Source organism: Arthrobacter sp. 35W, from assembly GCF_000482545.1.
In the GTDB taxonomy this organism is placed as follows: domain Bacteria; phylum Actinomycetota; class Actinomycetes; order Actinomycetales; family Micrococcaceae; genus Specibacter.
The window spans coordinates 1749437-1774820 of record NZ_KI519455.1 but is presented as its reverse complement, the minus strand read 5'-3'; the positions used below and the strand labels follow the sequence as shown (position 1 = coordinate 1774820).

24 protein-coding genes, 1 tRNA gene and 1 pseudogene are annotated in these 25384 nt (G+C 67.9%); 12 read left to right on the top strand and 14 right to left on the bottom strand.

Annotated elements, in window-relative coordinates; all coding sequences use genetic code 11:
* Window positions 1-171: 171 nt before the first annotated feature.
* Window positions 172-804 carry a dihydrofolate reductase family protein gene (locus K254_RS0120195; protein WP_026556867.1) on the top strand — a complete coding sequence of 211 codons (633 nt, stop codon included), beginning with the start codon at window positions 172-174 and terminating at the stop codon, window positions 802-804.
* Window positions 805-855: 51 nt separating this feature from the next.
* Here K254_RS0120195 and K254_RS0120190 read toward each other — a convergent pair whose 3' ends face one another.
* Together K254_RS0120190 and K254_RS24450 are read right to left on the bottom strand one after the other, a co-directional pair.
* Entirely contained in the window at window positions 856-1536 is a 681-nt protein-coding gene (locus K254_RS0120190; RefSeq protein ID WP_026556866.1) for a response regulator transcription factor, read from the bottom strand.
* Complete coding sequence (locus K254_RS24450) at window positions 1533-2735, bottom strand: sensor histidine kinase (protein WP_081710345.1); 1203 nt, start codon at window positions 2733-2735, stop codon at window positions 1533-1535. The genes K254_RS0120190 and K254_RS24450 overlap by 4 nt, the downstream gene beginning before the upstream one ends.
* A gap of 215 nt (window positions 2736-2950) precedes the next feature.
* Here K254_RS24450 and phoU point away from each other — a divergent pair, with 215 nt between their 5' ends.
* Window positions 2951-3610 (top strand): phosphate signaling complex protein PhoU, encoded by a 660-nt coding sequence (gene phoU, locus K254_RS0120180; protein WP_026556865.1) that lies wholly within the window; start codon window positions 2951-2953, stop codon window positions 3608-3610.
* Between the two features lie 79 nt (window positions 3611-3689).
* On the opposite strand, the gene K254_RS0120175 is transcribed toward phoU, so the two are convergent.
* On the bottom strand, window positions 3690-4436 hold the full coding sequence (locus K254_RS0120175) for a phosphoglyceromutase (RefSeq protein ID WP_026556864.1): 747 nt from the start codon (window positions 4434-4436) through the stop codon (window positions 3690-3692).
* A 78-nt stretch (window positions 4437-4514) separates the two neighbouring features.
* On the opposite strand from K254_RS0120175, the gene K254_RS0120170 reads away from it, so the two are divergent.
* Window positions 4515-5330 carry a hypothetical protein gene (locus K254_RS0120170; RefSeq protein ID WP_026556863.1) on the top strand — a complete coding sequence of 272 codons (816 nt, stop codon included), beginning with the start codon at window positions 4515-4517 and terminating at the stop codon, window positions 5328-5330.
* Between the two features lie 36 nt (window positions 5331-5366).
* Here the strand turns inward: K254_RS0120170 and K254_RS0120165 are convergent, their stop codons facing one another.
* Both K254_RS0120165 and K254_RS0120160 read right to left on the bottom strand, forming a co-directional pair.
* Window positions 5367-5696 carry a DUF2516 family protein gene (locus K254_RS0120165; RefSeq protein ID WP_035750418.1) on the bottom strand — a complete coding sequence of 110 codons (330 nt, stop codon included), beginning with the start codon at window positions 5694-5696 and terminating at the stop codon, window positions 5367-5369.
* A gap of 9 nt (window positions 5697-5705) precedes the next feature.
* Window positions 5706-6881 (bottom strand): trans-sulfuration enzyme family protein, encoded by a 1176-nt coding sequence (locus tag K254_RS0120160; protein WP_026556861.1) that lies wholly within the window; start codon window positions 6879-6881, stop codon window positions 5706-5708.
* A gap of 106 nt (window positions 6882-6987) precedes the next feature.
* Between K254_RS0120160 and tmk the strand changes: the two genes are divergently transcribed.
* The 4 genes from tmk (at window position 6988) to K254_RS0120140 (ending at window position 10635) form a co-directional block, all read left to right on the top strand.
* A complete protein-coding gene (gene tmk, locus K254_RS0120155) occupies window positions 6988-7635 on the top strand; it encodes a dTMP kinase (protein ID WP_026556860.1) in 648 nt (215 codons plus the stop codon).
* A complete protein-coding gene (locus tag K254_RS0120150) occupies window positions 7632-8792 on the top strand; it encodes a DNA polymerase III subunit delta' (protein ID WP_026556859.1) in 1161 nt (386 codons plus the stop codon). Before tmk ends, K254_RS0120150 begins: the two co-directional genes overlap by 4 nt.
* A 20-nt stretch (window positions 8793-8812) precedes the next feature.
* Window positions 8813-10369 carry an alpha/beta hydrolase gene (locus tag K254_RS0120145; RefSeq protein ID WP_026556858.1) on the top strand — a complete coding sequence of 519 codons (1557 nt, stop codon included), beginning with the start codon at window positions 8813-8815 and terminating at the stop codon, window positions 10367-10369.
* A 190-nt stretch (window positions 10370-10559) separates the two neighbouring features.
* Window positions 10560-10635: transfer RNA gene (locus K254_RS0120140), tRNA-Thr, on the top strand.
* 112 nt (window positions 10636-10747) lie between these two features.
* On the opposite strand, the gene K254_RS0120135 is transcribed toward K254_RS0120140, so the two are convergent.
* From K254_RS0120135 to K254_RS0120110, 6 genes are all read right to left on the bottom strand, one after another.
* Window positions 10748-11767 carry an IS3 family transposase gene (locus K254_RS0120135; RefSeq protein WP_026556857.1) on the bottom strand — a complete coding sequence of 340 codons (1020 nt, stop codon included), beginning with the start codon at window positions 11765-11767 and terminating at the stop codon, window positions 10748-10750.
* Entirely contained in the window at window positions 11764-12237 is a 474-nt protein-coding gene (locus K254_RS24445; protein WP_035750416.1) for a hypothetical protein, read from the bottom strand. Before K254_RS24445 ends, K254_RS0120135 begins: the two co-directional genes overlap by 4 nt.
* 132 nt (window positions 12238-12369) lie before the next feature.
* The gene (locus K254_RS0120125; protein ID WP_026556856.1) at window positions 12370-12990 is read right to left on the bottom strand and encodes an RraA family protein; all 621 of its coding nucleotides are present in this window, start codon (window positions 12988-12990) and stop codon (window positions 12370-12372) included.
* A complete protein-coding gene (locus K254_RS0120120) occupies window positions 12987-13388 on the bottom strand; it encodes a RidA family protein (protein ID WP_051389438.1) in 402 nt (133 codons plus the stop codon). Before K254_RS0120120 ends, K254_RS0120125 begins: the two co-directional genes overlap by 4 nt.
* Entirely contained in the window at window positions 13385-14737 is a 1353-nt protein-coding gene (locus K254_RS0120115; RefSeq protein ID WP_026556854.1) for an MFS transporter, read from the bottom strand. Before K254_RS0120115 ends, K254_RS0120120 begins: the two co-directional genes overlap by 4 nt.
* Window positions 14738-14890: 153 nt before the next feature.
* Window positions 14891-16093, bottom strand: coding sequence for a helix-turn-helix domain-containing protein (locus tag K254_RS0120110; protein ID WP_026556853.1), 1203 nt, complete (start codon window positions 16091-16093; stop codon window positions 14891-14893).
* Between the two features lie 211 nt (window positions 16094-16304).
* On the opposite strand from K254_RS0120110, the gene K254_RS0120105 reads away from it, so the two are divergent.
* The 4 genes and pseudogenes from K254_RS0120105 (at window position 16305) to K254_RS0120090 (ending at window position 22359) form a co-directional block, all read left to right on the top strand.
* Window positions 16305-17921, top strand: a complete 1617-nt coding sequence (locus tag K254_RS0120105; RefSeq protein ID WP_026556852.1) for a thiamine pyrophosphate-dependent enzyme — start codon at window positions 16305-16307, stop codon at window positions 17919-17921.
* 12 nt (window positions 17922-17933) lie between these two features.
* Window positions 17934-19340 (top strand): aldehyde dehydrogenase family protein, encoded by a 1407-nt coding sequence (locus K254_RS0120100; RefSeq protein ID WP_026556851.1) that lies wholly within the window; start codon window positions 17934-17936, stop codon window positions 19338-19340.
* A gap of 7 nt (window positions 19341-19347) precedes the next feature.
* Window positions 19348-21003 (top strand): annotated as a pseudogene (locus K254_RS24440) (amidohydrolase); the annotation flags it as partial.
* A gap of 75 nt (window positions 21004-21078) precedes the next feature.
* Complete coding sequence (locus tag K254_RS0120090; protein WP_026556958.1) at window positions 21079-22359, top strand: M20 family metallo-hydrolase; 1281 nt, start codon at window positions 21079-21081, stop codon at window positions 22357-22359.
* Here K254_RS0120090 and K254_RS0120085 read toward each other — a convergent pair.
* From K254_RS0120085 to K254_RS24430, 3 genes are read right to left on the bottom strand one after another with little or no spacing between them, the layout of a single operon-like run.
* The gene (locus tag K254_RS0120085) at window positions 22356-22886 is read right to left on the bottom strand and encodes a ferritin (RefSeq protein WP_026556850.1); all 531 of its coding nucleotides are present in this window, start codon (window positions 22884-22886) and stop codon (window positions 22356-22358) included. The two genes, K254_RS0120090 and K254_RS0120085, sit on opposite strands and share 4 nt — an antisense overlap.
* 51 nt (window positions 22887-22937) lie before the next feature.
* Window positions 22938-23405 (bottom strand): hypothetical protein, encoded by a 468-nt coding sequence (locus tag K254_RS24435; protein WP_051389437.1) that lies wholly within the window; start codon window positions 23403-23405, stop codon window positions 22938-22940.
* An 11-nt stretch (window positions 23406-23416) separates the two neighbouring features.
* Window positions 23417-23980: a bacterial proteasome activator family protein gene (locus K254_RS24430; RefSeq protein ID WP_051389436.1), complete on the bottom strand. Its 564-nt coding sequence runs from the start codon at window positions 23978-23980 to the stop codon at window positions 23417-23419.
* Window positions 23981-24108: 128 nt separating this feature from the next.
* On the opposite strand from K254_RS24430, the gene K254_RS0120070 reads away from it, so the two are divergent.
* Window positions 24109-25368 carry an FAD-dependent oxidoreductase gene (locus tag K254_RS0120070; RefSeq protein ID WP_026556849.1) on the top strand — a complete coding sequence of 420 codons (1260 nt, stop codon included), beginning with the start codon at window positions 24109-24111 and terminating at the stop codon, window positions 25366-25368.
* The last annotated feature ends 16 nt before the right edge of the window (window positions 25369-25384 follow it).

Below are 25384 nucleotides of genomic sequence, written 5' to 3'. Positions count from 1 at the left end.
CACAGCTGCAATCAAAAATGAACAAAATCGCCCTATGTGACGGATAACATCGCACTATTTATAGAAATGCCTCGCCAAAATTACGAAACCGGCCGTTGACAAGCTGCGAGGCGCGGACAAGCCTGAGAGGGCCGGCGCCGCACGGCCCGGCCACCACTCAAGGAGCGGCACATGAAACTCACCGCACACACCTTTGTCAGCCTCGACGGCGTCATGCAGGGACCAGGCGGATCGGACGAGGACACCACCGGAGGCTTCGAGCGGGGCGGCTGGCTGGTCCCATTGGCCGACGAATCCTTTGGCGCGATTGTCGACGGCTGGTTCGCCACGGCGGAGGCACTGCTGCTCGGGCGCACCACCTACGAGATGATGCACCCCTACTGGAGTGCCGTGACTGATCCAGGCAATCCCATCGCCACCGCCATGAACCAGCTCCCGAAGTATGTGGTGAGCAGCCGGGATGGGGAGCTGGACTGGGCGAACTCCACCCAATTGGCAGGCGATCCCGTGAAGGCCGTGGCGCAATTGAAGAGCCGTCCCGGCGGCGAACTGCAGATCCATGGCAGCCACCAGTTGGTCAGAACCCTGCACGATGCCGGGATGATCGATGAATACCGGGTGCTGATCTTCCCGGTGGTCGTGGGGAAGGGCAAGCGGCTCTTCGACCCCGGCGCGGTCCCCTCCGGATTCACAGTGGTCTCCAGCAGCACGACGCCGTCGGGCCTGGTCAGCCTGTACCTGCGTCCCGCGCCGTTCCGCACCGGGTATCTGGGGGTCGAGGAGGGCAGGGAGGTGGAGCCTTAAGAGAACTTTGGGCCTGCACCGAACCGGGCAGGCCCAAAGGGAAAGAAGTGCCTACGGCTCGAACTTGTAGCCCAGCCCGCGGACCGTCACCAGGTGCTGCGGCACGGAGGGATCCGGCTCAATCTTGGAGCGGAGCCGCTTGACGTGCACGTCGAGGGTCTTGGTGTCCCCCACATAGTCCGAACCCCAGACGCGGTCGATCAGCTGGCCCCGGGTGAGCACACGGCCGGAGTTTCGCAGCAGCATTTCCAACAGCTCGAATTCCTTCAGCGGGAAGGACACCTGTTCGCCGCGGACGCTCACCACGTGGCGTTCGACGTCCATGCGCACCGGACCGGCATGGACGGTGGCGGTGAGCAGTTCCTCGGGCTCGCCCTGGCGCCGCAGCACGGCGCGGATCCGGGCGACCAGCTCGCGGGAGGAGTACGGCTTAGTGACATAGTCATCCGCACCGAGCTCCAGGCCCACCACCTTGTCGATCTCCGAGTCCTTGGCCGTCAGCATGATCACCGGCACGCTGGACCTCTGGCGCAGCTGGCGGCAGACCTCGGTGCCGGACTGGCCGGGCAGCTGGAGGTCCAGCAGCACCAGGTCGGCACCGGAGCGGTCGAACTCGGTGATGGCGTCAAGGCCGTTGTCCACCACCTCCACCTCGAACCCTTCCTTCCCCAGGAGGAAGGAGAGCGGGTCCGAAATGGATTCTTCGTCTTCAACAATCAAAATCCTGCTCACGCAGTGGCTCCTCGGTTTTCCCTACTAGTGACATTGTGCAGGCGTCCGCCGTCCACGGTGCCGCCGTCGTTCTGTTCATTTTCCATCTGCGGCAGGCGCACGGTGAACGTGGATCCCTTGCCCGTCTGGGACCAGAGCGTCACCTCGCCGCCGTGGTTGGCCACAATGTGCTTGACGATGCTTAGGCCCAGGCCGGTGCCGCCGGTATGCCGAGAACGTGCGGCATCCACCCGGTAGAAGCGTTCAAAGACGCGCTCCTGGTCCGCGGGGCTCATGCCGTCGCCCTGGTCCGATACGGACACCATGACCAGTCCGTCGGCGGCGCGCAGGCCGATGCCCACCTGGGTGTTCTCCGGCGAGTAGCGGATGGCGTTGTCGATCAGGTTCCGGAACACTGTGACCAGCTGCCCGGCATCGCCGTAGACGGGGGCCTCAACGCGTCCGCCCACCACCAGCGTGATGTTCTTGCTCTCGGCCGGCAGCCGGGAACGGTCGACGGCGTCGGCGATGGCGTGGTTGATGTCCACGGCCGCCCCGGCCAGCACCACATCGGTGCCCTGCAGCCGGGACAGTTCAATGATGTCCTGCACCAGCGCAGCCAGCCGGGCGGATTCCTTCTGCATGCGCTTGGCGAAGCGGCGCACGGCGGCCTCGTCATCTGGGGAGGACTCCACGGCCTCCGCCAGCAGGGAGATGGCACCCACCGGCGTCTTCAGCTCGTGGGACACATTGGCCACAAAGTCATTGCGGACGGCCTCGGTGCGGGCAATTTCGGTGCGGTCGTCCGCCAGCAGCAGGATGTACTCCTCACCCAGCGGGGCAACCCGGATGGCCATCACCACCGTGCCCTGGCCCAGCGGACCGCGCGGCAGCTCCATCTGGCGTTCCTCGATGACGCCGTCGCGGCGCACCCGGCCGGCCAGTTCGCGCAGCTGCTCGTGGACCACCGTGTGACCGCGCACCAGTCCAAAGGCGTAGGCTCCGGGGCTGGCGCGGACCACGCCGTCGGTCCCGTCCACGACGATGAAGGCCCGGCCGACGACGGAGAGGACCTCCGCGGCGCCGTCGGGCAGCGTCGGCTCGGCCACGTCCACGGTCTCCCGGCGCTGCCGCTCACTGAGGTTGAAGGCGAGCATGCCGAAAACACCAAGCACAAGGCCTATCAGACCGGCCACAACGGCCGTGAGCAGGGGGTCCACATCCATAGCTTATGCTCATTGAACCGGTGGAAGTGGCCGACTATGGCGCTGCTGTGGTGCGTTCAACTAACGTTCACCTTGCGGAGTCCGCCCGTTCATCTGGGACTGGAAAAGTGAGCTGTAAAGCTATGGCATCCAGGCCGTGGCGCCGTGCATTGAGCCACGTGACTGATTTGAGAACGCGCCTGCTGCGTCTCACACCGAAAGGACGCCGAATGCGCAAAGTCTTCCAGGCCGAGCTCCACCAGATTGGCGAGGAGCTCATTGAAATCTCCACGCTCGTCACGGAAGCCATGGAAAAGTCGGTCCGCGCCTTCGCCGGCGCCGACGTCGAACTCGCCCAGGAGGTGATCGCCGCCGATGCCCGCATCGATTTCCTGCAGAATGATCTGGATGAGCGCGCCATCGACGTGCTCGCACTCCAGGGTCCGGTGGCCAGCGATCTGCGCATGATCGTGGGCTCGCTGCGCATGAGCGCCTCGCTGGAGCGGATGGGCGATCTGGCCCGCCACGTGGCCCAGCTGGCCCGCCTGCGCTACCCCTCCACGGTCATCCCGGCGTCGCTGACGGCCACCTTCGACGAACTGGCGGAGCTGGATATCCTCATCTCCCACAAGGTCACCGAGCTGTTGGAAACCCGCGAGCTTGCCTCCGTGACGGACATCCAGAGCGCCAAGGCACGCATCAGCGAGCTCCACGGCAGCGTGTTCAAGGCCATTGCCTCCCCGGACTGGAATGAATCCGCCGCCACCACTGTGGATGTGACGCTGGCCAGCCGCTACTTCGAGCGCTTCGGCGACCACGGCGTTTCCGTGGCCCGCAAGGTCTCCTACCTGGTCACCGGCCAGTGGCAGCCCGAAGGCTTCATGGTCTAGCTCCAAACATCTGTGCAACAGAAAACGCTCCCAAACTCGAGTTTGGGAGCGTTTTCTGTTGCACAGTTTGAACTTGGGGCTACTTCTTGCCCTGGTTGGCCACGGCCTGGATGGAGGCGGCTGCGGCCTCGGGGTCCAGGTAGGTGCCGCCGGCGTTGATCGGGGCGAAGTTCTCGTCCAGTTCGTAGACCAGCGGGATGCCCGTGGGGATGTTCAGGGAGGCGATGTCCTCATCCGAGATGCCGTCCAGGTGCTTGACCAGGGCGCGCAGGGAGTTGCCGTGGGCAGTGACCAGCACGGTCTTGCCGGCCTTCAGATCTTCCTTAATGTCCGATTCCCAGTACGGGAGCAGGCGGACGAGGACGTCCTTGAGGCACTCGGTGCGCGGCACGGCGTCGCCGAGGTCTGCGTAGCGGGGATCGCCAACCTGGGAGAACTCGCTGTCGTCGGCCAAGGCCGGCGGCGGGGTGTCGTAGCTGCGGCGCCACTCCATGAACTGCTCTTCGCCGAACTCGGCCAGCGTCTGGGCCTTGTCCTTGCCCTGCAGCGCACCGTAGTGGCGCTCGTTCAGGCGCCAGTCGCGCTTGACGTCGATCCAGCCGCGGTCCGCAGCTTCCAGGGCCAGGTTGGCCGTGTTGATGGCGCGCTTGAGGCGGGAGGTGTAGAGGATGTCCGGCAGAATATCGTTCTCCACCAGCAGCTGGCCGCCGCGGACGGCCTCGCCGCGTCCGGTCTCGTTCAGGTCAACGTCCACCCAGCCGGTGAACAGGTTCTTGGCGTTCCAGTCGCTGTGGCCGTGGCGCAGCAGAATCAGCTTGTAAGTCATACCGCCATCCTATCCAACCCCCGCGCTCGGCCCTCAGTGCGTTCCGGAATGCTACGGCCGCACCGATAAACTTGTCCCGTGGTGCAACGGGCGGAGCGGGTCAACAGGGGTGGGAACGCCAAACGGCCCGTCGGCAACATCACCCGCGGCACCACCAACCCCAACCGGCTGCGCCGCGTGGACCGCTGGCTCGCCGGACCGCAGGCCTGGCGCCTGCGCACCGAGGACAGCCCTCTGGTGGTCGACCTGGGCTACGGCGCCTCCCCCACGACCGCCGTCGAGCTCTACCAGCGCCTGTCCACCGTCTGCCCCACGGTCCGCGTGGCGGGTGTGGAGATCGAGCCCGAGCGGGTGCGCGTGGCCAAGGCGCTGGAACACGAGGCGCTCACCTTCCATGTGGGCGGCTTTGAGGTCCCGGTCCCCGGCAGCCCCGTGATGGTCCGCGCCTTCAATGTGCTGCGCCAGTATGAGGAGGCCGATGTGCAGGCCATCTGGGATCTGGTGGCATCACGGCTGTCGCCGCAGGGGATTTTCGTGGACGGTACGTGCGATGAGATCGGCCGGCGCAGCACGTGGGTGGCACTGGACCGCAGCGGGCCGCTGTCGTTGACGCTGTCGATGCGCTTCGGGGCCTTCGAACTGCCCAGCGATGTGGCGGAGCGGCTGCCCAAGGCGCTGATCCACCACAATGTGCCCGGGGAGAAGATCCACAGTTTCCTGCAGGCGCTGGACGCCAAATGGCTGGCCGCGGCCCCGCTGGGTGCCTTTGGCAACCGGCAGCGCTGGGTTGAATCGGTGCGCAGAATGCGCGACGACGGCTGGCCCATCCAGGCGGGCCCGGCCCGGTGGCGCCTGGGCGAGGTCAGCGTCGACTGGGCCGCCGTCGCCCCCTAGGCAACATCTGCTGGAGGCGGCGGTCGGCCGGAGCCTCTACCAGGGGCCGTAGGGACCCTGGTTCCGATTGCCGCCGCGGCGCACCTGCGCCAGCGCGGGGCGCACATCGGCCAGATACACGGAGGCCGCCGTGACGGCAGCAAGGTTCAGCAGCATGGAGAAGCCCATGCCCGGGCCGGCGATGTACAGCACACCCATCAGGGCCGAACCGCCGGTCAACAGGGCCCAGAAGGACTTGGTCCGCTTGTAGGCGCGTTCGAAATCCTCCGTCTTGGTCCGCAGGCAGTCGGCCAGGGCCCAGCCCTGGATGCCCAGGGCCACCAGGCCCAGCAGGATCAGCAGCGCGTTAGTAATGAAGAAGATCACGTCATAAGCCTAGCGGTTTGTGCCGCGTTGCAGGGCCTGGTCCAAGTCCGCCCACAAATCCTCGACGTTCTCGATGCCGACGCTCAGCCGCAGCAGGTTTCCGGGCACCGTCTCGGGCTCGTTCGCGTGCCGGCGGCGGCGCTCGATGAGCGACTCCACCCCGCCCAGCGAGGTGGCGGGGGTCCACAGTTCCAGGGCGGCGATGACGGCGTCCGCCGCCTCCGGCCCGCCCGCGACCTCGATGGCCAGGACCGAGCCGAAGCCATGCATCTGGTCCTTGGCCCGCTGGTGCCCCGGATCGCTGTCCAGACCGGGGAAACGGACGGCATCGACGCCGTCGTGCACCTGGAGCCGGTTCGCCAGCTCCGCCGCCGTCGCCTGCGAGCGCTCCACGCGAAGGGCCAGGGTGCGCAGTCCGCGCAGGGCCAGCCAGGCCTCGAAGGGGCCGGCGATGGCGCCGTGGATGGAGCGGTGGTGCAGCAATTCGCCGCGCAGCTTCGCATCGGAGGTCACCAGGATGCCCAGTACGACGTCGGAATGGCCGGCCAGGTATTTGGTGACCGAATGCAGGACGATGTCGCTGCCCAGTTCCAGCGGCTTCTGCACCAAGGGCGTGGAGAAGGTGTTGTCGGTGACCACCAGCGCGCCCACGGCCTTGGCAGCCTGGCTGAGCACGCGCAGATCCGCGACCTCCAGCATCGGGTTGGTGGGGCTCTCCAGCCAGAGCATGCTGGCCGCGCGCTCCCCCTCCCCGGTGAGGGCGTCAATGACCTCGTTGTTGTCGGCGATGTTGACGGTGCGCAGGGCGAACAGCCCCTTGGCGGACAGCTCCTGGGCCATCACCAGGGCGCCCTGGTAGGAATGCTTGGGCATCACCAGCACCCCGCCGGCGGGGATGAGGGACAGCGCGGCAGACACCGCGGCCAGTCCCGAGCCGAAGAGAAGACCGGGCAGCGTGGCACCCTCAAGGGCGGAGACGGCCTCCTCCAGCGGATCCCAGGTCGGGTTGGAATAGCGGCCATAGGCCCTGTCGCCGTCCACCACTGTGCCGGTTCCGACATAGGTGGAGGAGAGCACGATGGGCGGGTTCACCGGGGCGTCGTGGGTGCGCTCCGGACGGCCCACGGCCACCACCAGGGTCTCGGCGTGCAGATGGGACGGGTGCGGGTGCTTCTCCAGACTCATGGCCCAACCCTAGTGCGCACAGACACCGCCGGTGCAACCAGTGACGCATAGTGGACGCGCGCAGCTGTCCCGGTTGGCTGTCAGGGATTGTCGGTAGGCTAGGAGCGTGACTTCCCCTTCCCCGCACCAGCGCCCGGGCCTCTTTCTCGCCTTCGAGGGCGGCGATGGGGCCGGCAAGTCCACCCAGGCGGCGCTGCTGACCGAGGCGCTTCAGGGCCGCGGCCTGACGGTGCTGCGCACCCGGGAACCCGGTGGCACGCCCATTGGTGAGAAACTGCGCTCCCTGGTGCTGGACCACGGCCATGGCACCATCGATGCCCGCTGCGAGGCACTGATCTTTGCCGCCTCCCGTGCCGCCCACGCCGACCAGGTGATTGTCCCGGCCCTGGACCGCGGCGAGGTGGTGGTCTCGGACAGGTACATCGATTCCTCCGTGGCCTACCAGGGCGTGGGCCGCGGGCTGGGCGCCGCCGCCGTGGCGGACCTGAACGAGTGGGCCACCGGGGGCCTGTGGCCGGATTTGACGGTGGTGCTCGACGTCGACCCCGGCGAGGGCCGCATCCGCCGCACCGCCGGCGACACGGGCGAGGACCGGATGGAATCCGAGCCCGATGACTTCCACCGCCGCATCCGGGCGGCCTTCCTCGACGCCGCTGCGGCCCACCCCGAGCGCTACCTCGTCCTCAATGCCCGCCTGCCCATCGCCGAGCTGGCCGGCACGATCCTGACCCGGGTTGGGGCTCTGCTGGCATGAGTGTCTGGGACGATCTCCAGGGCCAGGAGCCGGTGGTGGAGCAGCTGCGCCGCGCGGCGTCGTCGGACTCCCCCACCCATGCCTGGCTTCTCACCGGCCCGCCCGGCTCCGGCCGCTCCAATGCGGCCCGGGCCTTCGCCGCGGCGCTGGTCTGTGAACGCACCGAGCTGGCCGAGCGCGGCTGCGGGGAATGCCATGCCTGCCACACCACCCTGGCCGGCACCAATGCCGACGTCACCTTCGTCGCCACCGAGAAGACCACCATCGCCATCGTCGAGGCGCGCGAGCTGGTCACCAAGGCCCAGGACCGCCCCTCCTCCTCGCGCTGGCGCGTGATGATCGTCGGGGACGCGGACCGCATGACCGAGCGCACCACCAATGTACTGCTGAAGGCCATCGAAGAGCCGCCGCCGCGCACCATCTGGATCCTCTGCGCCCCCAGTCCCGCGGACGTGCTGGTCACCATCCGCTCCCGCTGCCGCGCCGTCGGACTCCGCGTGCCGCCGGTGGCCGACGTGGCGGCGCTGCTGGTGCGCCGCGACGGCATCGACCCCCGGATGGCCGAACTTGCCGCCCGGGCCGCGCAGAGCCACGTGGGCATTGCCCGCCGGCTGGCCAGCGACGAGGGTGCCCGCAGCCGCCGCCAGGAGATTGTGAAGCTGCCGCTGGCCCTGGTGGACGTCAGCACCGCCGTCCGCGCCGCGGGCTCGCTGGTGGAACTGGCGACGGCGGAGGCCAATTCCAGCAATGAACAGCGCGACGCCGCGGAGAAAGAATCGCTGCTGCGCTCCCTGGGAGCTCCGGAGACCGGCACCCTGCCGCCGTCGATGCGCTCCCAGGTGCGCGCGCTGGAGGACGACCAGAAGCGCCGCTCCAAGCGCTCCATCACCGACACCCTGGACCGCGCGCTGACGGACCTGCTCTCCTTCTACCGGGATGTGCTGGTACTCCAACTCTCCACCGGGACCGGCGGCCCCGGCGCCGTTGAACTGGTCAACGAAACCCTTCGCATGGAACTGGTGGCCTATGCCGCCCGCTCCACCGCAGAAACTACGCTGGTCCGCATGGACACCGTGAACAAGGTGCGCCGGCGCATCACCACCACCAACGTTTCCCCCCTGTTGGCCCTCGAGGCCATGGCCGTCAGTCTGCTTTGACCCTTAAGGATCTGCACACCATGAATGCTGCCCGCACTATTCGACGACGCCCGCGCGCGCTGGCTGCGGCCGCCGCATCCGTGGTCGCGGCCCTGCTGCTGAGCTCTTGTTCGGTGCTCTTCCCTCCTGCCGTCACCGGCCCGGCCGTGACCAGCGCCGCTCCCGGCGTGATCGGCGACGTGCCGGCGGCCCTGGAGTCCTTCTACTCCCAGCCGGTCACGTGGACCAACTGCGAAGAGAACTTCCAGTGCGCCACCGTCAAGGTCCCCATGGACTACGCCAACCCGGCCAGCGACACCATTTCTCTGGCCGCGATCCGGCTGCCCTCCACGGGCACCAAGCAGGGCTCGCTGCTGGTCAACCCGGGGGGACCCGGCGCCTCCGGCTACGACATGGTCAAGGACGGCGGCCAGAGCTACTTCTCGGCCAAGCTGCGCAAGGCCTACGACGTGGTGGGCTTCGACCCCCGCGGCGTGCAGCGATCCTCCCCTGTGCAGTGCGTTGACGACGCCACCCGGGACAGGATGCGCCAGGAGTCCTACGATCTGGACAACAGCGGCGATCTGGCCCGCCTGACGTCGGAAAACGAGGCCTACGCCGCCGAATGCGCCAAGAACACCGGCGCTGTCATGGGCTTCGTGGACACCGTCAGCTCCGCCAAAGACATGGACATCCTCCGCGCCGTGGTGGGCGATCCCAAGCTGAACTACATGGGCTTCTCCTACGGCACCAAGCTGGGCGCCACCTACGCCGGCCTCTTCCCCTCCAAGGTGGGGAGGTTCTCGCTCGACGGCGCCATGGACCCGAGCCTGGACATCGAGGACATCTCCCGCGGCCAGGCCAAGGGCTTTGAAACGGCCATCCACGCCTGGGCCACCAACTGCATGACCCACTCCGACTGCCCCGTCAGCGGCACCCCGGACCAGGCTGTGGAGCAGATCCGCGAACTCAACGCCGTCTACGCCGGCAATCCGCAGCGAACCCGCGACGGCCGGCTGCTGACGGCCACCGAGTTCACCAATGCCGTGGCGTTTGCCATGTATTCCACAGACCTCTGGGACCTGCTCTCCGCCGCACTGACCAAGGCCTTCGCTGGCGACTCCTCGGCGATGCTGGCCCTGGCCGACTATTCCGCGGACCGTGGCCTGGACGGCAAGTACGGCTCCAACACGGCCTTCGCCTTCAATGCGATCAACTGCCTCGACTACCGGATGGACATGGACCCCGCCTCGATGCACGCCGATTCCCTGGCCCTGCAGGCCGCCTACCCCACGTTTGGCAAGCTGCTGAGCTACTCCGGACTGACCTGCGCCGGCTGGCCGTACCAGCCCGTGGATGAGCCCGCCAAGATCACGGCCGACGGCGCCGGCCCGATCCTGGTGGTCGGCACCACCCGCGATCCGGCCACGCCGTACGAGTGGGCCGTCGCGCTGAGCGAGCAGCTGTCCTCCGGCGTCCTGGTGACCTGGGACGGCGACGGCCACACCGCCTACGGCCGCGCCAACAAGTGCATCACCGACGCCGTCGACGGCTACTTCGTGGATGGCACAGTCCCCACTGACGGGCTGCGCTGCTAGCTGCGGGACCCACTTTCGAAGACGATCGCCGTCGGGGAACATGCGCGAACATGCTCCCCGACGGCGATCGTCTTCTTTTCTGCGGTGCACTCCTTATTGAGGGCCCGATTTTGACTTGGCCGCAGCCTCCATTAGAGTTTTATCTTGCGTTGAACGAACGGGACCGAAAGGCCCCATCTGCAAGGCGCATGCCTCCATAGCTCAGTCGGTAGAGCGTTTCACTCGTAATGAAAAGGTCATCAGTTCGATTCTGATTGGAGGCTCCACGAGCCTAAGCCCCTTCGCCCTTGTGGCGGAGGGGTTTTTTGTGCCACCGTTCGTTCCGGCCCATGAAAAATGCCACCGTTTCCGGAATCTGCGCCCTGTAGACGGAATTTATCAAGCTGTGTGTGACAGCTGGTGGTTGGGGCGGTTGATCCACACCTCGCGGGGCGGGGGCTGGATGATCGGCGGGCGGGTGTATCGTTCCGGGTTTCGGGCGTAATGCTCGTCGAGGACTTCCTGCCGGAGGGTCCGGACCGTTTTCCAGTACCCTCCGTGCACGGAGTCGGGCGTGTACCCGTTCAGTCCCGCATGGCGGTGGTTCTCGTTGTAGCCGGCAAAGAACCCCTGGGTGTAGTCCCGGGCGTGTTCGAGGGAATCGAAGCGGCCCGGGAACGCCAGGGAGTACTTCACGGTCTTGAACAGCGACTCGATGAACGGATTGTCGTTCGAGGTCCGGGGGCGCGAATGTGAGGGACGGATCCCCAACATCCGGTACATGTCGTAGGTGTGCCCGGCACGCATGGCCGCCCCGTTGTCGGCATGCATCACCTCCGGGGCGCCCCAGTTGGCCAGCACGGATGCCTCCATCAGCTCCGCGGCGTGGACCGCGGTTTCGGACTGCTCGACCCGGTGGCCGACGACCTTGCGGGAGAAGGCATCCATGACCGTGTACAGCTTCAGGTGCTGCCGGCCGGGGCCATGCAGGTCCGTGATGTCCCAACACCACACCTGGTTCGGGCCGGTGGCTTCCAGAACCGGCTTGGGGCGGACGGCACCGGTGCCGGGGGCCCGTTGGGGGCGGCGGTCCCCGTTCTGCCCGGCCCGTTTCACGATCCGGTGTGTGCAGGCCATCGAGGCATAGTATTCCCCGCCGTCGAGCAAGCGGTGCCAGGCCTGGGTGATGGAGAGGTCCTCGAACTCGGGCGCGTTCAACCGGGCCAAGAGCTCCTGGCAAACATCCTCACTGATCCGGTTCGGATAGGCCCGGTCCTTGTGCGGGATCTGGATGCCCCGGGTCGTTTCCGGGGCCTGGGACCGGTACCAGTACATGTGGGACACACCAGCCACCCGGCAGGCGGCCCGGACGGCCCAGTCCGCAGCGACCAGGCCCGCGACTATGCCCAGGATGATCACTCGGCGCTGTGGTCCTCCACCTGGTGTGGCGTCGTCTTCGCCAACCAGTCCGGACGTCCCGGTACCGGGCCTTCCAGATGCGGATCCGTCGCCGTCGCACTCCTGGCCAAGGCATCCAGAAGTGCGGACGCTTTTCCCAGGATGTCGACCGCGGCCTCGGACTTCTCCAACTTGGCACGCAGCGTCTCGTTCTCCCTGCGCAGCCGGTTCAGCTCGTCACGATCACGGTTGTTCATCCACCCGCTCATTTCCGGTTTCGTCGATTTCCCTGCAGTGCCCGGGGGCATGAGGCGGCCCTGTTCACGGGCGATGGCCCAGTCTCGCATCGTGCCGGCGGTGAGGCCGACCGTCCGGCAGAACGCGGCCTTCGCGCCCCGGTCAAGGCACTTGTCATACTCCAACAGCAACGACCACTTCTGCTCCTTCGAGAAGCTGTGGTTCCTGGAGGGACGCTGGGGAATCTCAAACATTGACGATCCGTTCCCCGCCCCACGCACCAGACCGGACTGAACACGCTGTGTAACAGTCAAGCCTGACACGTGGGGTAGAGCGGTGGCAGAAACCGGAAACGGTGGCATTTTTGGCGGTGGTGCCGGGAACTCCTAGACCGCGAGGATCGAGGCGAGCGGTTCGCCGGCGGCGATGCGGGCGAGGATTGCCGGCTCTGCAGCGTCCGAGGCCAGCACCTGCTCCAGCACCGTCTCGACCACCCCGGGGGCGAGGACCACAAGCCCGTTGTCATCCCCGAGCACCAGATCGCCCGGATGGACCGTCACGCCGCCGCACTGGACGGGGACGTTGACGGCGGAGCCGCTGCCATAGAGCCGCTTGGTCGTCAGGCAGGAGGTGCCGCGGGCAAACACCGGCAGGCCGGTCTCCCGCAGTTCCACGACGTCGGTCGCCACGCCGTCGACGACGACGCCTGCCGCACCCTGGGCCACGGCGGCGGCGGCCGTGACGGCCCCCACCGGCGCGTGACGGTGGTCGCCGGACATGTCCACCACCAGCACATCGCCCGGGCGCAGGGCCAGCAGCGCGTGGTTCATGGCAATCGCGTCATTGTCGGCGATCCGCACCGTCACGGCCGGGCCGGCGATCTTGACGCCGTCGAGCAGTGACTGGATAGCGGGGTCGACAAACCCGTCCTCGAGGAAGTGCCCAATGGTCGGGTAGCTGACGGCCGCCAGCGCGGGAACCAGATCGGGAAGCAGCGCGGTGCTCATGATGCTTCCTGCTCCGCGGTGGCCAGCACGGCCACGCATTCGATCTCCAGCGACACGCCCCACAGGCTCACACAGACGCTGGTCCTCGCCGGCTTCGCGGTGCCAAAGTACTCCACGTAGACCCGGTTGTACTCCTCGAGCTGGGACGGATCCGTCAGGTACGTGTTCACTTTGACCACATGCGCCAGGGACGATCCCGCAGCCTCCAGGACGGTGCGCAGGTTCTCAATGGTCTGCCGCACCTGGCCTTCGAAGGTGTCCGGCTGGTCGTCCAGGCCCGTGATGGCGGGTATCTGGCCGGAGGTGAAGACAAAACCGTTGGCAATCACCGCGTGGGAGAACGGTCCGACGGCGGCTGCCTGTCCCGGAATCTCGGCCAGACGCTCGACGGCGCTCACTTGGCGGCCGCCGCGTCAACCGGCGAGACGTCCACGGCGTCGATGTTGCCGTGGCGGGTTTCGGTCAGGAGGTACAGGGCAACCAGGGAGGCCATGGCGGCACCCATGATGTACCAGGCGATGGAGGAGCTCTGGCCGGTCAGGCCCAGCAGCCAGGTGGTGATGAACGGCGTGGCCGCGCTGCCCAGCAGGCCGGAGAGCATGTAGGCCACCGACAGGCCCGAGTAGCGGACCTTCGAGCCGAAGAGCTCGGCCAGGAAGGTGGCGATGGGGCCGTAGTTGGCGGCGAAGGCCGTCATCATGGCCAGGTAGGCGATGAACAGCAGCGCCACGGACTTGGTGTCCATCAGCCAGAACATCGGGAAGGCGAGCAGTGCCTCGGCGGCAACACCGGCGTAGATGATGGGCTTGCGGCCGTGCTTGTCGGAGAGCTTGCCGAAGAACGGAATCAACACGAAGCACAGGGCGCAGGAAGCCAGTACCACCCAGAGCATGAGGCTTTCGGAGTGGCCCAGCTGCTTCTTGCCGTACGAGACGCCGGAGGCCACCAGCAACGTGAAGGTGCTGCCCGTGGACAGGGTGGCGATGCCGCCGAGGACGACCTGCTTCCAGTACTTGGCCATGAGCGCGGCGAAGGGCATCTTGGCCTTCGCCCCGGCACTCTTGACGGCCTGGAAGGACGGAGTTTCTTCGATGTGGAGGCGGATGTAGATGCCCACGGCCACCAGCAGCGCGGAGGCCAGGAACGGAATGCGCCAGCCCCAGGCGTGCAGGTCATCGCTGCTGACTGTGGAGGCCACGATCAGGAAGGCGATGTTGGCGATCAGCGTTCCGGCCGGGACGCCCACCTGGACCAGCGAGCCGTAGAAGCCGCGGCGGGCCGCGGGAGCATGCTCAACGGTCATGAGGACCGCCCCACCCCACTCGCCGCCGAGGGCCAGACCCTGGATGACACGCAGGAACAGCAGCAGCAGTGGCGCCATGATGCCGATGCTGTTGTAGTCCGGCAGCAGACCGATGGCAAACGTCGCAGCACCCATGGTCAGCAGCGAGACGAGCAGCATGGACTTGCGGCCAAGACGGTCTCCAAAGTGGCCGAAGATGATGGCACCCACCATGCGGGCAATGTAGGCCGAGGCGAACGTTCCGAACGCCAGCATCGTACCCACGATGGGGTCGAAGCTGGGGAAGAAGATCTTGTTGAACACGAGGGCCGAGGCCGTGCCGAAGACGAACAGGTCGTACCATTCGACAGTGGTGCCAATGACGCTGGCCAGGGCAATTTTGCGCATTTTGACGAGGTCCAGCCGCGCCGTTGATGCGGAGTCGGTTGCTACCGATTGAGCCATCAGAATCTCCAGATGAGTGTAGGGACGAGTGCCCGAAGAGGATGAATTCAACTATGGCTGTGTCGCCCACCACACTTCAATGGCTGAAATCCCACCAAAGACCTGGCGAGAATGTGTGTTCACACAGCTCCAGTTTTCCCGGGCTGATCCGGCCTAGGCCCACGCCACAACCAGTCGCGCCGCCTGCGCCGGGACGGTCAGGTCGATCCCCGTCAGTTCCTGGAAGCGGTTGAGCCGGTTGAGGATGGTGTTCCGGTGGCAGAACAGCTCCTGCGCCGTGGTGGTGATGTTGCCCGTGGACAGGAAGTGGCGCACCGTCTCCTCCAGCCGCTCCCGCTCCCCACCCCGGCACTCGGCCAGATCGTCGTCGAGATCCCCCCACAGGTCGAGGCCGGCATCCTGGAGCTGCTGTTTGGCCAGCCGCGCCCAGGCCGCCTCGGCCGTCAGCGGTCCGCTGTCCCCGGAGTGGAGCAGCAGGGCCAGGCGTTCGGCCGTCCGGGCGGCGGACGGCAGCGCGCGCAGGCCGGAGAACGCCTCCACGTAGCCGCAGGGAATGCCCGCGATGGCCGGCGGCAGGTACGGCTCCAGGGCGCCGGGGCGGAGGGTGCCGGAGGTCTTGGCCAGCGACCAGAACACATAGGTGCTGCCGCCGAATTCATGGACAAACAACCGGTGTGATGGCGCCGGCCAGCCGCCCTGGGCCGCGGCGCCTCGAAGCCTGGCTGCGGCCTCCCCGCTCGCCGCGACGATGGAAAACGCTGCCTCCGGGTCGGTGGCCAGCGCCGCGCCGGCTTGGCTGATGGTTTCGGCAGAGAGGTCCGTCTTGCTGAACAGCCGGGCGATGAACTCCCGGCGGATGTTTGATTCCTCCTGCGCCATTCTCACGCGCTCATTGGAGTAGCTGGAGTGCGTCCTGGTGGCGAACTCGTCCACCACCTGCCAGACCTGGTCCACCCGGGAGGTCAGCAGGGCCGCGTCCTCCGGCTCGGAGATTTGCAGCAGATCCCCCCAGAGGATGCTGAAATCGAGCCGGACGGCGGAGGTCAGCGCCTCCGGTGAAATCCCGTCCCTGGCCCGCCTGGCGCCGAGCTCCGAGGAGAACCGGACCAGCGAGTCGTGGCCGCCGTTGACGGAGAAGTGCTGCAATTGCTTGTCCCGCAGCCCGTCCACGAGCCGTCTGAACGTCTCACGCGCGGCGTCGCGCATCTGGGCCGTGGACACCCGGTTTTCGGCGTATTCGGGGATCTCGCGGACGCGCTCCAGGAACAGATCAACCAGCCCATCCAGGCGTCCGTGCAACTGCTCCACCAATTCGGCCCAGCGGGCGCTGCCAACGGGGATTTCAAGATTGTGCATTTTCACATTCTAAGGCCCCGTTTCCGTGGTGCACCGCTAGATATTTTGGATGAAACTACTGGAACAATGGATTCAGGCCCGAAGGTGAGTCCCATCACATGCCGCGGCAGGGTTGCCGCAGCCGGCTTTGTCCACACCGTCCACCCCGAGCCCCCACTCTTGTCCGGCGCCGTGCGTCCGGTCTGAGCACCACAGAAGAAGGAATGAAGCATTGAGCACCACAACCGCAGGCCATCTGATCGTTGCCCAGCTCGAACGTGCCGGCATCAAGCGCGTCTACGGCGTCCCCGGTGAAAGCTTCCTTGACGTACTGGACGGCCTCCACGGCTCCTCCATCGAAACCGTCGTGACCCGCCACGAGGGCGGTGCCGGGTTCATGGCGCTCACCGAGGGCCGCCTGACCGGCCTGCCCGGCGTCGCGATGGTGACCCGCGGACCCGGCGCGGCCAACGCCTTCATCGCCATCCACACCGCACACCAGGACGCCACCCCCATGATCCTGTTCGTGGGCCTGATCCCGGTGGCGGACCGCGGCCGGGAATCCTTCCAGGAATTCGACATCAACGCCTGGTTTGGCAGCACCGCCAAGAAGGTGGTCACCCTGGACGACGCCGCCTCCGCCGCCCGCGTGGTGGACGACGCGATCTTCACCGCCCTCAGCGGCCGCCCCGGCCCCGTCGTCATCGGCCTGCCGGAGGACGTACTGGTCCACGCGATCGACGCCGGCACCGTGGAGCCGCGCCGCATCTCGCGTCCGGAGCCCGCAGCGGCGGCCATGGCCGAGCTGGAATCCCGCCTCGCCGCGGCCGCCCGCCCGCTGGTCGTGGTGGGCGGCGAGGGCTGGACCCAGGAATCCGGAGACGCGCTGGCCGGCTGGGCCTCCCGCCACGGCATCCCCGTGCTGGCCGATTTCCGCGCCTACGACGCCGTTCCGCACTCCTCGGAGGCCTACTCCGGATACCTGGGCTACGGCCGCAGCGATGCCAATGCCGAGCGCCTGGACGCGGCTGACCTGCTCCTCTTCATTGGCTGCGTCCGCGGCGATGTCCTCTCCGACGGCTACACCCGCGGCCTGGACGCCAACACCGTGGTGGTCAACGCCGATGCCAACCTGCTGGGCCACTTCGGCCGGGAGGACCAGCACATCACCGCCGATGCCACGGCATTCTCCCTGATGCTGGCCGGCACTGACTCCGCCGTCGCACCGGCCCCCGGCTGGCTGGCCGGGGCCCGCGCCGAGCACCTGAAGTTCTCCGCAGCACAGCCCGATGGCGGAACGGGCGTGGACCTCGGCGTCGTGATGGAACTGCTCAAGCAGGAAATGGCCGACGACGCCGTCCTGACCTTCGGCGCCGGCAACCACGCCCTCTGGCCGGCCCGCTACCTGGCCCACAACTCGGCGAATTCGCTGGCGGCACCGCGCAACGGCGCCATGGGCATGGGCATTCCGGCCGCCGTCGCCGCCTCCCTGGCGTACCCGGGCCGGCAGGTCATCTCCGTGGCCGGGGACGGCTGCTTCATGATGAACGGCCAGGAAATTGCCACGGCCATGGGCCACGGCGCGGCGTTCATCGTGCTGGTGGTGGACAACGGCATCTTCGCCACCATCCGCGAACACCAGGAAAACCACTACCCGGGCCGGCCCTCCGGCACGCACATGACCAACCCGGACTTCGCCGCCCTGGCCCGCTCCTACGGCGGCCACGGCGAACGCGTCGAGCGGGCCGAGGACTTCCCCGCCGCCTTCCGCCGCGCCGCCGCCTCCGGGCTGCCGGCCGTGCTGCACCTGCCGCAGGACCCCACCACCCGTTCCCCCCAGAGCAACTGACCGGAGCCCGCCATGACCACGCTCAAGAACATCATCAACGGCCTCCCCGTCGAGGCCCCCGCCACCCTGCCGTTCTTCGACCCCGCCACGGGCCAGCAGATCGGCACCGCCCCGGACAGCGGCGCGGACGCCGTCGACGCCGCCTTCCGTGCCGCCCAGCAGGCCTTTATGAGCTACAAGCGCACGACGCCGGGCGAACGCCAGGCGCTGCTGCTGGCCCTGGCGGACCTCATCGAGGCCAATGTCGACGCGCTCGTGGAGGCCGAGGTGGCATGCACCGGCAAGCCCCGGGCCGCGACCCGCGAGCTGGAGGTCCTGCGCGGGGCGGACCAGCTGCGCTTCTTCGCCGGCGCCGCCCGCGTGGTCTCCGGCACCGCCTCCACGGAGTATGTCCAGGGCTTCACGTCCACGCTGCGGCGCGAGCCGCTGGGCGTGGTCGCCCAGATCACCCCGTGGAACTACCCGTTCATGATGGCCATCTGGAAGATCGGCCCGGCCCTGGCCGCCGGCAACACCCTGGTCCTCAAGCCCGCGGACACCACCCCCTGGTCCACCGTGCTGCTGGGCGAACTGGCCCAGCAGGTGTTCCCCGCCGGTGTGGTGAACATCATCTGCGGCGGCCGCGAGGCCGGCGCCGCCATGGTGGACCATGAGATCCCGGAGATGGTCTCCATCACCGGCTCCACCCGCGCCGGCGCCCAGGTCATGTCGGCCGCGGCCGCCACGCTCAAGGATGTCCACCTGGAGCTCGGCGGCAAGGCACCCGCTGTCGTCTTTGCCGACGTCGACATCGCCCAGACTGCGAAGGAGATCGCCCTGGGCGCCTTCTTCAATGCCGGCCAGGACTGCACAGCCGTCACCCGTGTTTTGGTTGAACAGTCCATCCACGCGGAGTTCTCCGCGGCCCTCGGCGCCGCTGCCGACGCCCTCACCGTGGGCGGCGAGAACGCGGACCTTGGCCCGCTGAACAGCGCGGCCCAGCTGGAGCGCGTTGAAGGCTTCCTGGACCGGCTGCCGGAGAACGCCACGGTGGTTTCCGGCGGCAAGCGCACCGGCACCGGCTACTACTTCCAGCCGACGGTGATCGACGGCGTCTTCCAGAGCGACGAGGTGGTGTGCGATGAGATCTTCGGCCCCGTCGTCACGGTGCAGCCGTTCACCACCGAGGAGGAGGCCATCGAACTGGCCAACGGCACCAAATACGCGCTGGCCTCCTCCGTCTGGTCCAACAACCACGGCGTGGTCACCCGGGTTTCCAACGAGCTGGACTTCGGCGCCGTGTGGATCAACTGCCACCAGGTGATCCCGGCCGAGGCACCGCACGGCGGCTTCAAGCACTCCGGCACCGGCAAGGACCTCTCCGTCTACGGCCTGGAGGACTACACCCGCCTCAAATCCGTCACCACCTCCCACCGCTAGGCGTGCCATGAAACTGGACCTCCTGCTGCGCAACGCGGACATCATCACGATGGACGCCCACCGCCCCAGTGCCCGCTCGCTGGGCATCTGGGCGGGGCGGATTGTTGGCCTGGACGACGACGTCGACGGGCTGGACGCCGCCGAGGTCCTGGATTTGGACGGTGCCATCGTGACCCCGGGCTTCATCGATGCCCACTGCCACACCACGTGGTTTGGGCTGGGCCTGGCGGAGCTGGACGTCTCGGGGGCCCGCGGGCTGGCTCAGCTGTACGAGCTGCTTGAGGCTGCGGTTTCTGACGCTGCGGCGGCCGACGGCGGGAAATCCGCCGCCGCGAACGGCTGGCTGCTGGCCACCGGCTTCAGCCAGCAGCAGCATGACGGCGCGTTTCCGGACATCGCCGCCCTGGACCGCATCACCGGGGACCGGCCGCTGTTCATGCGGCACAACTCCGGCCACATGGCCGTGGTCAACACCGCCGCGCTCCGGCTGGCGGGGGCGGAGTCGCCGTCGTTCCCGGATCCCGACGGCGGTGTGATTGTCCGCGACGGCGCCGGCCGGCCGACGGGGCTGGTCCAGGAAACGGCCCAGTCGCTGGTCCAGCAGCTGATCCTGCCCTACTCCACCGCTGACATTGAGGCGGCACTGGAGCGGGCCACCCGGCACTACGCCGCCGAGGGCATCACCAGCTTCACCGAGGCCGGCGTGGGCGGCGGCTGGATCGGGCACAGCCCCGTGGAGCTGGCCGCCTACCAGCGGGCCGCCGCCGCCGGCAGGCTGCATGCCCGGGCCCAGGTGATGCCGGTGCTCAATGTTCTGCACCCGTTGGGCGGGCACAAGGACGACGGCGGCGGATCCGCCGCTGCGCCGGCCGGCCTTGACCTGGGCATCGCCAGCGGTTTCGGTGGCGACATGCTCTTCATCGGGCCGGCCAAGGTGTTCCTGGACGGCTCGCTGCTGGGTGAGACGGCGGCCGTGAGCGCCGACTACTGCAGCCACGGTGCCAAGAACAACGCCGGAAACACCGGCTACTTCCAAGCCGATCCCGCACTGCTTCGGGAGCGGATCGAGGCCGCCTACGCCGCCGGATTCTCGATCGCGGCGCACGCCATCGGCGACAGGGCCGTGGATCTGGCCCTGGACATCCTGGGTGAATGCGGCGCCACGTACGGCCCGCGCACGATGCCCAACAGGATTGAGCATGCCTCGGTGGTCCGCCCGGACCAGCTGGCCCGCCTCGCCGCTGCCGGCATTGCCGTGACGCCCCAGGCCAGCTTCTTCCACGACGGCGGGGACGCCATGGCAGCCTCGCTCGGCGCCGAGAGGCTGCCGTGGGCCTACCGGGCCGCCTCATTCCTGGCCGCCGGTGTCACCCTCGCCGGCAGCTCGGACCGGCCCGTGGCCGACGGAAACGTATTGCGCGGCATGCAGGCCTTTGTGGACCGCAAGACCTCCTCCGGCGCCGTTTTCGGCAGTCCGGAGGAGTGCCTGAGCCCGTACGAGGCCCTGGCTGCGTACACCACCGGAGCCGCCGCTGCCACCGGCACGGCGGCGGAAAAGGGCTCACTGGCGGCGGGCAAGCTTGCCGATTTCACGGTGTTGTCCGGCTCGCCGCTCACCACGGAGAACATTGCGGGCCTGCGCGTCCTGGCCACCGCCGTCGGCGGCCGCTTCACCCACAACATCCTGTCCACTGAATCCCAGCACGAGTTCTTGAACCACCGTCCAAAGGGGACCGCCATGACATCCACCACCAGCTTCACCGCCCTGGACACCGCCTTCGTGGCGGACTTCCACACCATGAGCACCTTCGGGGCCACCGAAAACGGCGGCGTGGACCGCCAGGCCGGCACGGCTGCCGACGGCGAGCAGCGCCGCTGGCTCACCTCCCTGCTCCAGGACCGCGGCTTCACCGTGAAGTTCGATGCGGCAGGGAACCAGTGGGGCCTCTACGAAACCGTGCCCGGCGCACCGTTCGTCGTCGTCGGATCCCACATGGATTCCCAGCCGACGGCCGGGCGCTACGACGGCGCCTACGGAGTCCTCGCCGCCGCCCACGCGGCGTTCCGGCTGGCGGCCCGGTGGAACGAGCCGGGAGCCTCGGCACCCACGTTCAACATCGCCGTCGTCAATTGGTTCAATGAGGAGGGATCCCGCTTCAAGCCCTCCATGATGGGCTCCTCCGTCTACACCGGCAAGCTGGAGCTGGAGACGGCGCTGGCCACGACGGACGCCGCCGGCACGTCAGTGCGGGAGGCCCTGGAGTCGATCGGCTGCCGCGGCACCTTCGCCGGGCCGACGGCCGCCTACTGCGCGGAGATCCACATCGAGCAGGGCCGCAGCATGGAGCGTGAAGGCATCACCATCGGCCTGGTCTCCTCCAACTGGGCCGCCAACAAGTACGAGTTCGTCGTCCACGGTGAGCAGGCCCACACCGGCTCCACCGTGATCGAGGACCGCAAGGATGCCCTGCTGGGCGCCTCCATGCTGGTGGTGGCGGCCCGCGAGCTCGCCAACCGCTTCCCCGGCGTGCTGCACACCTCCGTGGGCCAGCTCAACGTCTACCCGAACTCCCCCGTGGTGGTGCCGTCCCGCGTCTCGCTGCTGCTGGATCTGCGCAGTGCCGATGAGGCAGTGCTGGCCGAGGCCGACGCCCTGCTGCACGAGCGCATCACGGAGATCGAGGCGCTGGCCAATGTCGCCGTGGAGCAGAACCACTCGCACTCCTGGCCCGTGACCCCGTACCAGCCCGAGGGCGTGGAGCTCGCGGCCAAGGTCGCAGCGGATCTGGGGCTGTCCAACAAGACGGTCATGACCCTTGCCGGGCACGACTCCACCAATATGAAGGACATCGTCCCCACCGTGATGCTCTTCGTGCCCAGCGTGGACGGCATCTCCCACAACGAGCACGAGTACACCACCGATGAGGACATCGTGGCCGGCCTGGCCATGCTGACCGAAGTGGTGGACCGGCTCTGCCACGGGGCCCTGGAAGACCAGGACCCCGTGCGCACTGCCTAGATGGCGCCGCCGGCGGCACCCGGAGCGGTGGTGTCCGATCCGCTGTCGCCCACGGTCTCGCGGGCAATGTAGTTCTCAATGTCGAAGAGGTTGTCGGCGCGCTCGGCAATGTTCAGCAGCGTGCTCATCGAGGCAACCTCTTCGACCTGCTCCTTGAGGAACCAGAGCATGAACTGCTCGCCCAGGAAGTCGCCCTCGTTGCGGGCGGCACGGAACAGGTCCTCGATGTTCTGCGTGACCTGCTTCTCCTGCGCCAGGGCCAGAGCAATGGGCTCGGTGACGGAGGTGAAGTCGTTGCGCACCTCGGCAATGCCGGGGATGGCGACGGGCAGTGAGCGGTCCAGCATGTACTGGACCATCATCATCGCGTGGTTCCGCTCTTCCAGCGACTGCTGGTAGAAGTGCCGGGCCAGCTGGGGAAGGTCCTGGCCGTCAAAGTAGACGGCGACGGCGATGTACTGCTGGGAGGCGGCAAACTCGTTGGCTACCTGGGTGGACAGAAGTTCGGTGAAGGTAGGGGTGCTCATGCCCCGAGCCTATGCAGCCCACCGGGGCGGAACAAGTGTTGTGTGCCTTGCCTAGCTGTGAGAAGCCTTGCCTTGCCCGGCCGCATCCATCAGCTCCGCGGCCCGTTCAACGTGCCCCGCGACGGCGTGGGCACGGCGCTCGACGGCGGCCACATCGCCCACGCCGAGGCGCACCATGGCCACGGCTTCGGCCGCTGTGGCCAGGGCGTTGCCGCTGCGGGACAGCTCGCGGTGCACCTCGTTCAGCTCGCCCCCCTCGCTGGCGGGGATGTCATTGCCGGTGCTCGGCGCCGCACTCTGCGCGGCGGCCGCCACGGCACGCACCCGCGGCAGAAGATCCGAGAGTTCGTTGGCCAGCGGCACCAGCGCGTCATAGCTGGGACCCTCGTCGATCCCTTCGAGCATCTGGTGGAAGCGGTCCAGGCCGCGCTGGAAGCGGTCGTGGGCACGGCGCCACACGCCCGTGCCCAGTTCGGCGTCGTCCTTGCGCCCCTGCCGGACGGAGGAGAAAAAACCCATGAACCAGCGCTCTAGAGGTACTGGCCGGGCGAGCGGCCAAGCCCGTCGCCATCGGCAGTGGATTTGCCCGGGCCGGCCGGAGCACGCTGCGGCTCCCCGTTTTCACCGACGATGACGCCGGGGGCGATGACGGTTCCGGGCGGCAGCTGGCGCAACTGCAGCTGGGCTGCGGTGCGCTGGTTGGCCAGGGCCTGGGCGGCCATGGCGGTCTGGATGCCGTGGAAGAGCCCCTCCAGCCAGCCCACCAGCTGGGCCTGGGCGATGCGGAGCTCGGCGTCCGACGGCGTACCGGTCTCGGAGAAGGGCAGGCTGATGCGGTGCAGCTCGGCCACGAGTTCCGGCGAGAGTCCGTCCTCCAGCTCGGCGATGGAGCGCTCGTGGATCTCCGCCAGACGTGTGCGCGCTGCGTCGTCCAGCGGGGCGCTCTTGACCTCGTCCAGCAGCTGTTTGACCATGGTGCCGATCCGCATCACCTTGGCCGGCTGGTCCACCAGTTCCGCAACGCTTTGGTGCTTGGCCTTGGGCTCCTGGTCCAATGTCTTGCCCTCCACCGGGGCCTGTGCCTCTTCACTCATAGGGCCATACTGCCACACGCCCCGGACGGGGTGCAGTGCCGTGGCCGGCGGTCGGCGCGGACTCTGGACAGCCGTGAACACGCAGGTCCACTATGAAGCCACCACCCATTGATTTGTTGGGAGCATCGATGACTGCCTCGACGCCAGATGAGGACTACGCCACGGTGGTGGTGGCCGGTGGAGGTCCGGCCGGCATCATGTGCGCCCTGCTGCTGGCCCGCGCCGGCATCACGGTGGTGGTGCTGGAGAAGCACAGCGACTTCCTGCGCGATTTCCGCGGCGATACCGTGCATGCCTCAACCATGCGGCTGCTGGACGAGCTGGGCCTGGGCGCCGAGTTCCGCGCCCTCCCGCAGAGCCGGCTGGACAGTTTCTCACTGCCTGACGGCGCGGGCGGGAGCGTGCTGCTGGCGGACTTCGGCACGCTGCCCAAACCCTACGACTACATCGCCATGGTGCCGCAGTGGGATCTGCTGAACCTGCTGGTGGCCGCCGCTGCGCGGGAACCCTGTTTCAGCATCCGGATGGACACAGAGGCCACCTCGCTGGTGCACGACGGCGGCACGGTTGCCGGCGTCGCCTACCGCACCCGCGGCGGCGCCACCGGGACCCTCCGCGCCCACCTGGTGGTGGCCTGCGACGGTCGCGGCTCAGTGCTGCGGCAGGCGGCGGGCATGGTGCCGCGGGAGTTCCCCGTGCCGTTCGACACCTGGTGGTTCAGGCTCTCGCGTGCACCCGGCGACACCGGCCAGAAAGCCACGCTGGCACCGACGTTCCGGGGCAGCGAGATCCTGCTCAGCTTCACCCGCACCACCTACTTCCAGATTGCCTACCTCGCGCCGAAGGGCGACGACGCGCGGCTGCGGGCCGAGGGCGTGGAACGCTTCCGGGAGCGGATCGCCGGCCTGCGCCCGGAATTGGCGGACCGGGTGGGTGAGATTGCCTCAATGGATGACCTGCACATGCTCGATGTGAAGCTGAACCGGCTGCAGAGCTGGCACCGGCCGGGGCTGCTGGTGCTCGGCGACGCCGCCCACGCCATGTCTCCTGCCGGAGGCGTGGGCATCAATCTGGCCATCCAGGATGCGGTGGCTGCAGCGACTCTGCTGGCCGGGCCGCTTCTGGAGGGGACGCTGTCGGAGCAGCACCTGGCCGCCGTCGAACGCCGCCGCCGCTTTCCCACCGTCGTCATCCAACGCGCCCAACGGCTGCTGCACCGGGTCATCTTTGCCACGGCGCTCTCCGGCCGGGAGGTCCAGCCGCCGCGGTTCATCATCTGGCTGGCCCGCCATGTGCCACCGTTCAAGCGCATCCCGGCCCGGTTGATCGGCTACGGCCCGCGGCCCGAACACGCGCCGAAGTTCGCCCGCCGGCCGCCGCGGGCGTAGGTCCAGGCGGCACGGC

What these genes read in the sequence shown, in the direction of transcription:
- K254_RS0120195 (WP_026556867.1), top strand. Translation starts at nt 172, where the DNA reads ATGAAACTCACCGCACACACCTTTGTCAGCCTCGACGGCGTCATGCAG.
- phoU (WP_026556865.1), top strand. Translation starts at nt 2,951, where the DNA reads ATGCGCAAAGTCTTCCAGGCCGAGCTCCACCAGATTGGCGAGGAGCTC.
- K254_RS0120175 (WP_026556864.1), bottom strand. Translation starts at nt 4,436, where the DNA reads ATGACTTACAAGCTGATTCTGCTGCGCCACGGCCACAGCGACTGGAAC.
- K254_RS0120160 (WP_026556861.1), bottom strand. Translation starts at nt 6,881, where the DNA reads ATGAGTCTGGAGAAGCACCCGCACCCGTCCCATCTGCACGCCGAGACC.
- K254_RS0120150 (WP_026556859.1), top strand. Translation starts at nt 7,632, where the DNA reads ATGAGTGTCTGGGACGATCTCCAGGGCCAGGAGCCGGTGGTGGAGCAG.
- K254_RS0120145 (WP_026556858.1), top strand. Translation starts at nt 8,813, where the DNA reads ATGAATGCTGCCCGCACTATTCGACGACGCCCGCGCGCGCTGGCTGCG.
- K254_RS24445 (WP_035750416.1), bottom strand. Translation starts at nt 12,237, where the DNA reads ATGTTTGAGATTCCCCAGCGTCCCTCCAGGAACCACAGCTTCTCGAAG.
- K254_RS0120125 (WP_026556856.1), bottom strand. Translation starts at nt 12,990, where the DNA reads ATGAGCACCGCGCTGCTTCCCGATCTGGTTCCCGCGCTGGCGGCCGTC.
- K254_RS0120115 (WP_026556854.1), bottom strand. Translation starts at nt 14,737, where the DNA reads ATGGCTCAATCGGTAGCAACCGACTCCGCATCAACGGCGCGGCTGGAC.
- K254_RS0120110 (WP_026556853.1), bottom strand. Translation starts at nt 16,093, where the DNA reads ATGCACAATCTTGAAATCCCCGTTGGCAGCGCCCGCTGGGCCGAATTG.
- K254_RS0120100 (WP_026556851.1), top strand. Translation starts at nt 17,934, where the DNA reads ATGACCACGCTCAAGAACATCATCAACGGCCTCCCCGTCGAGGCCCCC.
- K254_RS0120090 (WP_026556958.1), top strand. Translation starts at nt 21,079, where the DNA reads ATGACATCCACCACCAGCTTCACCGCCCTGGACACCGCCTTCGTGGCG.
- K254_RS0120085 (WP_026556850.1), bottom strand. Translation starts at nt 22,886, where the DNA reads ATGAGCACCCCTACCTTCACCGAACTTCTGTCCACCCAGGTAGCCAAC.
- K254_RS24435 (WP_051389437.1), bottom strand. Translation starts at nt 23,405, where the DNA reads ATGGGTTTTTTCTCCTCCGTCCGGCAGGGGCGCAAGGACGACGCCGAA.
- K254_RS24430 (WP_051389436.1), bottom strand. Translation starts at nt 23,980, where the DNA reads ATGAGTGAAGAGGCACAGGCCCCGGTGGAGGGCAAGACATTGGACCAG.
- K254_RS0120070 (WP_026556849.1), top strand. Translation starts at nt 24,109, where the DNA reads ATGACTGCCTCGACGCCAGATGAGGACTACGCCACGGTGGTGGTGGCC.